Origin of the sequence: Nitrosomonas sp. PY1 (genome assembly GCF_022836435.1) — a bacterium.
GTDB lineage: Bacteria > Pseudomonadota > Gammaproteobacteria > Burkholderiales > Nitrosomonadaceae > Nitrosomonas.
Genome location: NZ_BQXC01000001.1, coordinates 1009530 through 1022006, shown reverse-complemented (window position 1 = coordinate 1022006; position 12477 = coordinate 1009530). Strand labels below are relative to the sequence as shown.

9 protein-coding genes, 1 tRNA gene and 1 pseudogene are annotated in these 12477 nt (G+C 42.8%); 3 read left to right on the top strand and 8 right to left on the bottom strand.

Annotated features, from left to right (window positions below; genetic code table 11):
• The first annotated feature begins 43 nt into the window (after nt 1–43).
• Nucleotides 44–1624 carry an alginate export family protein gene (locus tag W03_RS04700; RefSeq protein ID WP_244071871.1) on the top strand — a complete coding sequence of 527 codons (1581 nt, stop codon included), beginning with the start codon at nt 44–46 and terminating at the stop codon, nt 1622–1624.
• A 28-nt stretch (nt 1625–1652) separates the two neighbouring features.
• On the opposite strand, the gene W03_RS04695 is transcribed toward W03_RS04700, so the two are convergent.
• Complete coding sequence (locus tag W03_RS04695) at nt 1653–2390, bottom strand: carbonic anhydrase (RefSeq protein ID WP_244071869.1); 738 nt, start codon at nt 2388–2390, stop codon at nt 1653–1655.
• 149 nt (nt 2391–2539) lie between these two features.
• On the opposite strand from W03_RS04695, the pseudogene W03_RS04690 reads away from it, so the two are divergent.
• A pseudogene (locus W03_RS04690) lies at nt 2540–3326 on the top strand (integrase core domain-containing protein); the annotation flags it as partial.
• Between the two features lie 32 nt (nt 3327–3358).
• On the opposite strand, the gene W03_RS04685 reads toward W03_RS04690, so the two are convergent.
• The 7 genes from W03_RS04685 to rpsU all read right to left on the bottom strand — a co-directional run bounded on the left by W03_RS04685 (nt 3359) and on the right by rpsU (nt 11261).
• A complete protein-coding gene (locus tag W03_RS04685) occupies nt 3359–3928 on the bottom strand; it encodes an NADPH-dependent FMN reductase (RefSeq protein WP_244071866.1) in 570 nt (189 codons plus the stop codon).
• A gap of 305 nt (nt 3929–4233) precedes the next feature.
• Nucleotides 4234–5865 carry an FMN-binding glutamate synthase family protein gene (locus W03_RS04680; protein ID WP_244071864.1) on the bottom strand — a complete coding sequence of 544 codons (1632 nt, stop codon included), beginning with the start codon at nt 5863–5865 and terminating at the stop codon, nt 4234–4236.
• 260 nt (nt 5866–6125) lie between these two features.
• A tRNA-Ile gene (locus W03_RS04675) sits at nt 6126–6202 on the bottom strand.
• Nucleotides 6203–6214: 12 nt separating this feature from the next.
• A complete protein-coding gene (gene rpoD / locus W03_RS04670) occupies nt 6215–8515 on the bottom strand; it encodes an RNA polymerase sigma factor RpoD (protein ID WP_279600006.1) in 2301 nt (766 codons plus the stop codon).
• A 108-nt stretch (nt 8516–8623) separates the two neighbouring features.
• Nucleotides 8624–10417, bottom strand: a complete 1794-nt coding sequence (gene dnaG, locus W03_RS04665; RefSeq protein ID WP_244071862.1) for a DNA primase — start codon at nt 10415–10417, stop codon at nt 8624–8626.
• 90 nt (nt 10418–10507) lie between these two features.
• The gene (locus tag W03_RS04660) at nt 10508–10954 is read right to left on the bottom strand and encodes a GatB/YqeY domain-containing protein (RefSeq protein WP_244071860.1); all 447 of its coding nucleotides are present in this window, start codon (nt 10952–10954) and stop codon (nt 10508–10510) included.
• A gap of 94 nt (nt 10955–11048) precedes the next feature.
• Complete coding sequence (rpsU, locus tag W03_RS04655) at nt 11049–11261, bottom strand: 30S ribosomal protein S21 (protein ID WP_244071858.1); 213 nt, start codon at nt 11259–11261, stop codon at nt 11049–11051.
• A gap of 118 nt (nt 11262–11379) precedes the next feature.
• Between rpsU and tsaD the strand changes: the two genes are divergently transcribed.
• Nucleotides 11380–12432: a tRNA (adenosine(37)-N6)-threonylcarbamoyltransferase complex transferase subunit TsaD gene (gene tsaD, locus W03_RS04650; RefSeq protein ID WP_244071856.1), complete on the top strand. Its 1053-nt coding sequence runs from the start codon at nt 11380–11382 to the stop codon at nt 12430–12432.
• Nucleotides 12433–12477 lie beyond the last annotated feature (45 nt).

Here is a 12477-nt window from a genome sequence, read left to right as displayed (position 1 = left end):
TTACATCGAGTGGACAAGTAGCGATAAATCAACGGTTCTGTAAATGATGGCACGATTGCTTAGCTATTTCTTTTTGCATGTATTCATAATAGCTTATGGTGAATGGCTTTTTATTGATCGATATTTTTTTATAAATTCAGCTAATGCCAAAGATGTGAAGCTCGCCAATGCTGATCAATCATTATTTCTTGAAGAAAAGTTATCTATAAATTCAAGTAGTGGGCCTAGACTCCATTTCTGCTGCAAAGAAGACAAACAGGATGAATTAACTAAAAAAGGAGCTAATTCATTCATCAGCAGTTATAAATCATTGCGTTATCAGGAAGACTATCGCTACCTTAGAAATTCCCCTCGCAACACTGACTTTTGGAATCCAATAAAGTATATCTCTTTAAATAATCAGGAAGATTGGTATTTAAGTATCGGTGGAGAAATGCGACAGCGTTATGAATTTTATCATAATGAAAAATATGGTAAGGAGCCTGCCGATCCAAATGGCAACAGTAATATTTGGCTTCAGCGCTATATGCTCCATGGTGATTTGCATCTAGGCGCAAATATCCGTGTATTTGCCCAGTTTATGAGTACTTTCGAAGATTGGCGGAAAGGCGGCCCCAGACCCGACATAGACGAAAATGCATTTGATCTCCACCAAGGATTTATGGATCTAACTGCTAAGCTCGGCAGCAGTAATTCAGTAACCTTACGCTTTGGCCGACAAGAAATAGAGTATGGCTCGGGACGGTTGATCTCAGGTCGCGAAGTGCCTAATAATCGAAGATCATTCGATGCCATCAAACTGCTATTTATACTAGGAGATTGGTCGATAGACGGCTTTGTTGGCAAACCAGTCAGAAATTTAACCGGCGTATTTGACGATGACCGTAATCCAAATAAGTCGCTATGGGGCGCCTATGCGATTAGAGTTTGGCCACTATTACCCGATGGTCATGTCGATTTGTATTACTTAGGGTACGATGACCGCCATGCCATTTTTGCACAAGGCAGAGGGCACGAGGTTAGGCATACGGTTGGTGCAAGAATCTGGGGAAACCCTTTCCCCTGGAAATATAATTTCGAATTCGTCGGCCAATTTGGTCAATTTGGTTCCAATGATATTAGGGCATGGGCTGCCGCTTCCGATACACATTACAACTTTTCGCAGTTGCCACTAAACCCTCAAATCGGCATGCGAGCAGACATTACCAGTGGAGATGGTAAATCATCTACATTAGGTACCTATAATCCGCTATTTCCTACAGGTGCTTATTTTAACCTTGCAGATTTGGGTGGACCACCCAATTTTATCCATATCCACCCATCGCTCAATTTATCACTAACGGAAAAATTAAAAGCTTCTTTTGATTGGGGATTCTTTTGGCGCCAAAATGTCAACGATGCGATATATTCTATTGCGACCGTGCCCATCTTTTCTCCGATTTCTACTGTTGGCCAGAAGCATTATTCGGGAAGCTCGCCTTCATTCGTGCTAACTTGGGAGCCTATTTCGCATATTACAGTCGTAGCAAGTTATGTGCATTTTTTCCCCAGCGATTTTTTGAAAACCGAATACGCAGCTAAGGAAGTCGATTACTTTACCACTTGGGTAACTTATAAATTCTAGGGGAGCGCTGATTAATTCCTTGCGTAATTTAATCCAGAAATCGCACACGCCCCGTCGCCAAATCATAAACCCCTCCAATGATGACCGCACGTTTTTCTATATCGATTCGCTCTCTTTCCGGAAGAACGGACAATTGCTGTATAGACCAACGGACATTGGCCTCTACGGCAGCACTCAGCAAAGCATTATGGCGTTGCTTCAGATCGAGCTTACTTAATCCGGGTTTAATCAATTGGATCAGCGATTCGATACGTTCTGGTTCCTTAGCTCTATCGAGCATCTCTTCCACAGTAGCTGTAACAGCCCCACAACCCTCATGACCCAGTACGACGATCAATGGCGTATGTAGATGAATCACTGCATATTGTAAAGAGCCGATTACGTCTTCTGAGATGATATTGCCGGCCAGCCGTATCGTGAAAAGTTCGCCAAATCCGGTGTCGAAGATGAACTCAGGAGGCACGCGGGAATCGCTGCAACCCAGAATGGTGGCAAAAGGCTTCTGGATTTCGACGAGAAGGCTTCTCCAAGTAATGTTTGTGTGCGCATGGTACGGTTTATCATTGATGAAGCGTTTATTCCCTTCTTTCAATCGTACCAGCGCTTCATTGGCATTACGTGGATAAGGTTCCTCCGCATTTTCTATATTGATTGATTTGGTGGAAGATAATTCGGCTTTGACGCCCAAAGCCATCCCCAAGCCCAAACCACCCAAACCGCAGGCTCCTACTAAACATTGCCTGCGTGTGATATTCCGGTTCGACATATCGATACTCCTTAAAAAATTAGATTATAAAGCGCAACTATTATCAGGAATGAACAATTTCAACACTGCAACGGTAATCCCCCCCAAAATTAGAGGAGCAAAGCAGTAGAATTTTCTATCGTGGACGAAGAGGAATTTTACTGATGAAGAAGCAACGATTTACGGAAAGCCAGATGCAGAATGAGCTGTTGAAGGAAGCACTCGGAAAAAAGTGGTAAAGCCTTCACAGCGCAAAGTAATGGCACAGTGGGCAGTACAGGATAAGTCCGTTAGTATCGTTTTGGCGTTGTGCAACATTTGACATTTCTGAGAGCTGCTATCGTTATCGGCCGATGAGAACGGGGAATCCGCCGGTTGGTTACTACGTTTGACGGCTTGCCACAAGCGCTGGGGCTTTGGTTTATGTTTCCTTTATTTGCGTAATGTGAAGGGTTTTGGATGGAATCACAAGCGTGTGTATCGTATTTACCGTGAGCTGGAGCTGAATTTACGAATTAAGCCGCGCAAGCGGTTAAAACGAGAGAAGCCCGAGCCATTGGCTGTACCAGAACGGCCCAATGATACATGGTCGATGGATTTCATGGCTGATCAGCTCACCAATGGCCGGTCTTTTCGAACTTTCGTTGTGATAACGGGCCGGAAAATATCAGTGCCACGCTTTGTTGCTGGGCAGAGAAGCGAGGTATTCAGCTCCATTACACTCAACCAGGGAAGCCACAACAGAATGCTTATGTAGAACGCTATAACAGGACCGTCCGGCATGAATGGCTGGAGATGAATGAATTTATGACCATTGAAGAGGCACAGCTTACCGCTACACAATGGTTATGGATTTATAATAATGAACGTCCGAGCATGGCACTTGGAGGTATCACGCCAGCAATGAAGTTGGCAGAAGCTTTTAAACTAAAACCCTCTACTGGAAACTCCTGTTAAAAATGGGAGGATTACCCTCAGGATTAACAATTTCAACGCCGCAACTTGCTACCAGCTTGAATAAACTCTATAAATCCAATTAAAAAATCTTGAAGTTGTTTACGCGCCGCCTCGTCCACCATCTCACCCGATTCGTTAAAAATATGGTGTGCTCGCGATACGAGTAGCCGCCCACCGAACCATGGACGCATACCTAATGTCCGTAGCACAGGAAGCCAAGCATTCTGAGACAAAACCGTACCAAATCCACCAGGCGATGCTCCCATCAATGCAACCGGACGATCACCAAAAATTCGCGCAGTACCGCTGGGTGGTCGCGACAACCAGTCGGTCGCATTTTTGAATACGCCAGGCATGGAATTATTGTACTCGGGAGTAGCTAGCAATAACCCATCAGCGGCGGCAATTTGCTCTTGCAGCACAAGAACTGCTTTTGGAATGCCTTCATTAGCTTCGATATCCCCATCATAGAGTGGAATACCTTTGAGTGTCGCGATTTCCAACGTAGAATCGCTCGGCATTAAATTCGCAGCCGCGCGTAACAAGGCGGTATTAAGCGAACCGCTTCGTAGGCTTCCAGTAATTCCGATAATTCTTATCATAAATTTCTCCTATTTGTTGATCAGTGTGAAAGTGCCTATCCATCACGATACTTGTATAGCGCTACTATTTGTGTGCAACAAGGATGCTTGCAACACCAATACCAATGCCCCTGCAAAACTGATATGCGCTGTAAAAATGGATGCAAATTACAATTGATGAGTTGAAGGAAGCAGGAACTCCAAATTGACTACCATAGAAAATTTAAGATGCGGCAATAAGCGATTTAGAGGCTCACTAAAATCACCTATCTGTCGCCAACACAATTGCGCAGCGATATATATAAATCTACTCTCGGCTTAAATCATCAATTTCTTGCTCTCACGCGATATTCATGAAAGTCAAATGCTGGCTGGAAACTATCGGCTTGTGCTACTTTCCACCAATCCGCATAGATCGTATCCTCCGGTGCTTCACATAATATCCCTTCCGGCAGGAAAGTATGAATAGTATCAATCGTTTGTGATTTCTCTGGACCAACACGATGCATGAGATGATAGGGCTTCAGTTCACTCGGATGCTTAAGACCCACAGCCGCTATAATATCCGCAAGCGCCTCCAATGTTTTGCCGTGAAAACGAGCTGCGCGGGGACCTTGAATCTTCGGTACCAAGGCTCGTTGACGAAGCTTATCCTGGGTTGCCACACCTGTGGGACAAGTATCCAAATGGCAGCGCTGTGACTGTATGCATCCTATGGAAAACATAAATGCCCGTGCCGCATTGCACCAGTCCGCACCAAGTGCCATATGATAAGCCAACCCCATACCAGAATAGATTTTCCCGCTAGCCGCTAGCTTGATTGAGGATTTAAGCCCGGTGCCGACCAGAGCATTACGCATCAAAATCAAACCATCCATCAACGGCATGCCAACCCAGTCGGAGAGCTCCTCGGGTGCGGCGCCCGTTCCGCCTTCAGCGCCATCAACGACAATAAATTCTGGCTTGATACCCGTTTTTAGAATGGCTTTCATGATTGCAAAAACCTCATACGGTTTCCCGATACAAAGCTTAATCCCTACTGGCTTCCCCCCGGACAAGTCGCGCATTTGTGCCGCGAATTCGAGCATTTCAATCGGCGTAGAAAATGCTTTATGCCTACGGGGAGACAAACAATCCTCATAAGGCGGAACTTTGCGTACACGAGCGATCTCTTCTGTAACCTTAGCAGCAGGCAGTAATCCGCCATGTCCAGGCTTAGCTCCTTGCGAGAGTTTGATTTCGGTCATTTTGACTTCATCCACGCTGGATTGGTCTTTAAAGAGCTCTGGGTCGAAGTTACCATTTTTATCGCGAGCCCCAAAATAACCCGATCCTAGCTCCCAAACAATATCCCCGCCATGTTTCAGATGATAAGGACTAAGACCGCCCTCTCCTGTGTCGTGATAAAACCCACCTTGTTTTGCGCCGAAATTGAGTGCTTCAATGGCATTGGCCGAAAGCGCGCCAAAACTCATTGCGGAAATATTGAAAACCGATGCGCTATATGGCTTTTTTGTTTGATCGTTGCCCACATCAACCCGCGGTGATTTGTCAAGACATTCTTCCGGAACAATCGAATGAATTATCCAGCGATAGCTTTCATCATATGCGTTTTGTTCAGTCCCAAACGGCTGTGTATCTATATTACCGCGAGCACGAGCATGAACAAGATTACGTGCACGATAAGAAAATGGCGTACCAGTCAGATCATCTTCAACGATATAGCTACGCAAATAAGGCCGCACCCAATAGAAGAACGTGCGTAAATGACCTGTAATTGGGTAATTCCGCGTAACAGTCCATTTATTCTGAGTAATATCGTAAAAGCCGACTACCAGTAATGGGCCTATCAGAAACAACACGGCATAAATGAATGGATAAGTCGAACCATAGTAAACAACAATGACATTCAGAATAATAACTAAAATAAAAACCAAGTAGCGAGAGAAAAAATTCATTGGATAATTATCGACCTGCCTGTATTAGGTCGGAAATAAATGTTTCATTGGTTGTAAAATGTTTAGTAATCGTACACTCAATTACTAATTTAGATATCTGTCTTCAAGACCTATACTAGCTCATATCAACTCATACTTGTAAAAAATCGCATACTGCAAATCGATCTTGATACATTCATAGCTAGTAGCTACGAAATAGCCTCAATGTAACCCGAGAAAGAAAAAGCACTTAGGATTTTATCTCTAAGTGCTTGTTTATTTGGTGGGTCTGGCTGGACTCGAACCAGCGACCAAGGGATTATGAGTCCCCTGCTCTAACCAACTGAGCTACAGACCCTCAGGATACTTATTAAGTGTTACCTGTATCTAAAAAACTTCGTAAACGTTCAGAACGTGCTGGATGTCGGAGTTTTCTCAACGCCTTGGCCTCAATTTGACGAATACGTTCTCGCGTAACATCAAATTGCCTACCAACCTCTTCTAATGTATGATCAGTATTCATTTCAATGCCAAAACGCATTCGCAAAACCTTAGCTTCACGCGGTGTTAAAGAATCCAGAATATCTTTTGTTACTCCTCTCAAGCTCGCATACACCGCCGCATCTGATGGCGCCATTGTCGCCGCGTCTTCAATAAAATCACCCAAATGCGAATCTTCGTCATCCCCAATCGGGATTTCCATTGAAATAGGCTCTTTGGAAATTTTGAGTATTTTACGAATTTTTTCTTCCGGCATTTCCATTTTTTCAGCCAATATCGCTGGCTCTGGTTCTTGTCCCGTTTCTTGCAAAATTTGACGCGAAATACGATTCATTTTGTTAATTGTTTCGATCATATGCACCGGAATACGTATAGTACGCGCCTGATCAGCAATTGATCGAGTAATGGCTTGACGTATCCACCATGTTGCATAAGTCGAAAATTTATAACCGCGTCGATATTCAAACTTATCAACCGCCTTCATCAAACCGATATTACCTTCTTGAATCAGATCAAGAAACTGCAATCCGCGATTGGTATATTTTTTAGCAATCGAAATCACCAGCCGCAAATTGGCTTCCGTCATTTCGCGTTTAGCGCGGCGTGCTTTTGCCTCTCCCGTTGACATCTTACGGTTAATTTCTTTTAGATCCTTGATAGGTATACCAATAGCCCCTTTCAACGTCAACAAGTTTTGTTGTTCTTCCATGATGGCAGGTTTATAGTGTTCAAGCGCTTGACTGTAAGGCTTGTTCATCTTTATTTCCTGATCAATCCACTCAAGGTTTGTTTCATTTCCGGGGAAGCACTTGATGAAATAGTTGCGTGGCATCTTGGCTTTCGTCACACATAAATCCATGATCTTCCGCTCATAGCTACGAACATTATTGACCAAATCGCGTTGCGTGTCACAAAGTTTCTCCACCATTTTTGCAGAAAACCTGATTGCCATTAATTCTGCGGAAATCTTTTCCTGTAATTCGATATATCCAGCATGATGAGGCCCTTTTTTCTCAAGCAGCAGTTGCATTTCATCATAAATACCGCAAATAACAGCAAAACGCTCTAATGCATCAGATTTTAATTTCAAAAGATTAGCACTTGCAATTGAAGCAGCATCACCACCTTCTTCATCTTCATCGCCGCCATCCAAATCACTCGCTTCTAATTCTTGCGCTAACGAATCTTCTGAGAACTCTTCATTCATAATGTCTTGCGCATTGATATCCAGCAAGCCATCAACAACTTCATCAATACGTAATACATCTTTTTCAATGTCTTTCGCTAAAGCAACAATACCGGCAATGATAGGTGGGCAAGCCGATATCGCCTGAATCATATGGCGTAACCCACCTTCGATACGTTTAGCAATTTCGATTTCACTTTCACGTGTCAATAATCCTACCGACCCCATTTCTCGCATATACATTCGCACAGGATCTGTGGTTCTCCCAAATTCGGAATCGACTGTTGAAAGTGCAGCTTCCGCTTCTTCCGCCACATCCTCATCTGCTACCGTTGTAGCAGCATCTGACATAAGTAACGTTTCCGTATCCGGTGCCTCGTCATGCACGGAAATGCCCATATCGTTGATCATGCTGATAATACCTTCAATCTGCTCGGCATCTAGCATGTCATCAGGCAGATGATCGTTGATCTCCGCGTAAGTCAGATAACCTCGTTCTTTACCTAATCCAATCAATATCTTCAGGCGCATCCGACGCGCTTCGATATCTTGTAGTAAGGCAGCGCTTTGCCCAACAGATAAAGAAGGTTCTAATTCATTAACTAAATCTTTATCTGTGACAGATTTTGCTTTCTTGGCGATTCTTCCTCTTCCTTTTTTAGCATTAACTGCCGCATCAACGCTTTCATCAAAAGCGGTTTCGGCAATTTTATCCAAGCTACTGTCGGTTTCTATGGAAACTCCCTCCAAATCCAAAGCATCATCGTGAATAAAGTTTTTTTCATTTTTTATCGCTTTTGTTACTTTTTCCACCTTGGAAACCACTTTAGCGTTTTTGCTTATTCCATTTTCGGCTTCGCTGATTAAGGTATTTTTTTCTTTTTTAATCATTTTTTTATCAATATCTTGTGCCTTTTTAGTTATTATTTTTGTAGCAACGTCAACCCCATCACTTTTAGCTTTGAGTTCCTTTTTTCTTGGCATGTTGAATTCCAACTTATTAATATGGATTTAAAAAAATTAAAAGCCGTTGATTATAACAAAAGCTGGTAATGCTGACATTAGGCAATTACTTAAAAATTACTCTACGATTTAAAACGAAGTCAGTTTCTGCAATTCTTGTTTTTCTTCGTCCGTCAATTGCGCTAATGATTTACTATGTAATTCAGTCATACGCTTATTCCGTTGCGCTTGTCGCAACAGTTGTTGAGCACCCATAAATTCCGCTTCTAAATCAATCATATCATCCCATTCTAGCATTTCACTTTCAATATTCTCCAGCAAGGTTTTATAGGGAATATCGTTAAAATAAGTCAAAATAGAATGTGTCAATGGATTCTCAATTAGATGCAAATTTTTATCCAACAAATCAACCAATGCTTTCAATGCACCTTGTTCTTGCTTGGTTTCATCACATTCGACCAATAATTCTCGATCAAGTTTTTCGAGATAGCCCGGTTTGCACAATAACATCATGATGATACGTCGATAGGGTGTAATCAACTGCCTTGCAACATGATCCTGCTGAATGTTCGCTCTTTTTAATGCGGGTTTTAATTGCATCAAACCTGCCATTTGATTTTGGTTAACCCCACTGAGTTCCTCCAATTTTTTCAAAAGCAACGAAACCAATGCAGGTGCTTTAATTTGTTGTAATAGCGGCTTTGTCTGATGAATTAGCTTTGCCCTACCTTCACTAGTTTGCAAATTGATACCCAAGCATAGTTCTTTGAACATAAACTCAGATAAAGGTGTAGCACGCATTAGTTGTTGCTCAAATAATTCTTTACCGTTGCGGCTCACATAGCTATCTGGATCTTCTCCTTCAGGTAAAAAGAGAAAACTCAAATACTTATTATCCGATAAAAACTCTAAACTATTTTCTAAAGCGCGCCATGCAGCCTTACGTCCAGCATTGTCACCGTCAAAGCAAAAAATGATGTTATCGGTTTGACGCATCAATCGCTGTATCTGAAAACTCGTGATAGCTGTACCGAGAGTAGCGACCGCATAATCAATACTGTATTGCGACAATGCGATAACATCCATATAGCCTTCGACAACGATAACACGATCGACCTCACGAATAGCACGGCGCGCTGAAAAGAGATGGTAAAGTTCCCGCCCTTTACCAAAAAGTGCCGTTTCTGGTGAATTTAAATACTTAGGTTCACCCTGCTCGATTACTCGACCACCAAAACCAATGATGCGGCCTTTTAAATTAACAATCGGGAATATAATTCTATCTCTAAAACGATCATACTGCTTATCTGCATCGACAACCACTAGTCCCACTTGTTGCAATATACTTCGCGTTTGTTCCGATTTGTAGTCAGGAAATGCGGCACTCAAGCCCTGCCAACCTGGGGGCGCATATCCAATACCAAATCGAGCTGCAGTTTTACCAGATAGTCCACGCTTTTTTAGATAATCAATTGCTTTCTGCGATAATTTAAGCTGTGATTTGTAAAACTGGGCTGCAATCTGCAAAGTTTGATTCAAATCCTGTGTCGAAATATTGGTCTGGTTTTGCACAAACTCTTCTGAGGATTCGGGGCTTCCACTTGAATCTGGTAAATTCATCGATACAGTCACGGGCGCAGGCATTTGCATCCCAGCATATTCGGCTAACTGGCTTACTGCATCAGTAAAGCTTAAGCCGCCATACTCCATTAAAAAACCAATCGCATTCCCGTGCACACCACAACCAAAGCAATGATAAAATTGCTTGGATTGACTGACTGTGAAAGAAGGTGTTTTTTCGTTGTGAAAAGGGCAACAGGCAGTAAAATTGGCGCCTGCTTTTTTCAGTGGAATGTATCGATCAATCGCGTCAACGATATCGATACGATTCAAAAGATCAAGAATGAAAGACTGAGGAATCATTTAGTGAATCCAATAACAACTCAGCAAAATTATAAAGACATTCAGGTAAATTTCACGAAAATTCCCCGATTGTATTTTTCAATACGAATTTCAGCCCGATAATTTTTCTTTGATTAGGATCGATACCTTGGCCATATCGGCACGTCCGGCAAGCTTCAGTTTCAATATCGACATCACTTTACCCATGTCTCGCACGCCTTGCGCACCCGACGCAGCAATCGCTTCCGTAATCAACGCGGTTATTTCTGTATCATTCAGCGGTTGGGGCATGTAGTCCATCAAAACCGACACCTCTTCTTTTTCAATGTCGGCCAGATCCATTCTCTGTGCCACCTCATACTGCGCGATAGAATCCTTGCGCTGCTTAAGCATTTTTTCAATTACAAGAATAATATCAGTATCATCAAGCACAATACGCTCATCAACTTCCCGCTGCTTAATCGCAGCTTGCAGCAGGCGAATTGTATCGCGCCGCTTAATATCGCCCGAACGCATTGCGGCTTTCATATCGTCAGTAATCTTTTGTTTTAAGCTCATTAGAAATACCATGAAGCAACAAATGAAGAGAAATCCATGCCATACGATAGAACATGGAATTTTTTATTCGTTTCGCTTATTACCTAACAGGACGTCAATAAAGTTTAGGGGGTAACAACTGACTACGCAAGCGTTTGTAATTACGTTTGACAGCGGCAGCTAATTTACGCTTACGTTCAGTAGTAGGTTTTTCGTAAAACTCGCGAGCACGCAATTCTGTCAAAATACCTGTTTTTTCAATAGACCGTTTAAATCGACGCATTGCAACTTCAAATGGTTCATTTTCCTTAACTTTAATGGACGTCATAAATCTCCTTTAGATTAATTCCTATATAATGTGAACAAGCAAAAAACGATGAAACGAAAAACCGCGGATTATAACATCAACAATATTATCTCTCCAAGAAAAACAACTTATTTTTCCCATGCTTGTTCTAGGTATCGAAACTTCCTGCGATGAAACGGGAATAGCACTTCTTGACACGAAACACGGCCTACTGAGTCACACACTGCATTCACAGGTCGCAATGCATAGTGAATATGGTGGTGTCGTGCCAGAATTAGCATCGCGCGACCATATCCGGTACATTTTGCCACTCATTCAACAAACGTTGCTTTCTGCCAATCGGACATTAAGCCAAATCAATGCCATCGCATATACGCAGGGTCCAGGCTTAGCAGGCGCATTATTGGTTGGTGCCAGTGTCGGCGCTGCACTGAGCTTCGCACTTAATATCCCAGCCATCGGCATACACCACTTGGAAGGACATCTACTATCCCCTTTATTATCGAAACCTGCTCCAGATTTTCCTTTCATTGCATTATTGGTATCGGGAGGACACACACAATTAATGCAAGTCAGTGCAGTCGGTCAATATGTATTATTGGGTGAAACTGTCGATGATGCAGCCGGTGAAGCATTCGATAAAACTGCGAAGTTACTCGGTCTGGGATATCCCGGTGGCGCAGCTTTATCGAAACTTGCGTATCAAGGGCAACCTGGACGTTTCAAGCTACCGAGACCGATGCTAAATAGCAAAGATCTCAATTTTAGCTTCAGCGGTTTAAAAACAGCCGTACTGACGTTAATCAATAAGCACGAACTAACCTCACAAACCCGCGCCGATATTGCTTTGGCCTTTCAAGATGCAATTGTCGAAGTCTTAGTAGAAAAATCCTTGACCGCCTTATCACAAACTAGCATAAAACAATTGATTGTAGCAGGTGGCGTAGGAGCCAATAATCAATTACGCGACAACCTCAGCACCAAAGCGAAGCTCGCTGGGGCAACTGTTTTTTATCCCGAGTTAGAATTTTGTACCGATAATGGCGCAATGATTGCTTTAGCAGGTGCGCTGCGATTATCCATACAAGAAAACCATACCTTGCTGCAACCAGCGCGTAGTTTTACCATCCAACCACGTTGGAATTTGGCAGCACTTTCTACAATTGACCATGATTCAATCTTGAAGCGTTAACTTTTATAACTTCTCTTCAGTTTGTCGTATCTGTTGCCAATCCCC

What these genes read in the sequence shown, in the direction of transcription:
- W03_RS04700 (WP_244071871.1), top strand. Translation starts at nt 44, where the DNA reads ATGATGGCACGATTGCTTAGCTATTTCTTTTTGCATGTATTCATAATA.
- W03_RS04695 (WP_244071869.1), bottom strand. Translation starts at nt 2,390, where the DNA reads ATGTCGAACCGGAATATCACACGCAGGCAATGTTTAGTAGGAGCCTGC.
- W03_RS04685 (WP_244071866.1), bottom strand. Translation starts at nt 3,928, where the DNA reads ATGATAAGAATTATCGGAATTACTGGAAGCCTACGAAGCGGTTCGCTT.
- W03_RS04680 (WP_244071864.1), bottom strand. Translation starts at nt 5,865, where the DNA reads ATGAATTTTTTCTCTCGCTACTTGGTTTTTATTTTAGTTATTATTCTG.
- rpoD (WP_279600006.1), bottom strand. Translation starts at nt 8,515, where the DNA reads ATGCCAAGAAAAAAGGAACTCAAAGCTAAAAGTGATGGGGTTGACGTT.
- dnaG (WP_244071862.1), bottom strand. Translation starts at nt 10,417, where the DNA reads ATGATTCCTCAGTCTTTCATTCTTGATCTTTTGAATCGTATCGATATC.
- W03_RS04660 (WP_244071860.1), bottom strand. Translation starts at nt 10,954, where the DNA reads ATGAGCTTAAAACAAAAGATTACTGACGATATGAAAGCCGCAATGCGT.
- rpsU (WP_244071858.1), bottom strand. Translation starts at nt 11,261, where the DNA reads ATGACGTCCATTAAAGTTAAGGAAAATGAACCATTTGAAGTTGCAATG.
- tsaD (WP_244071856.1), top strand. Translation starts at nt 11,380, where the DNA reads ATGCTTGTTCTAGGTATCGAAACTTCCTGCGATGAAACGGGAATAGCA.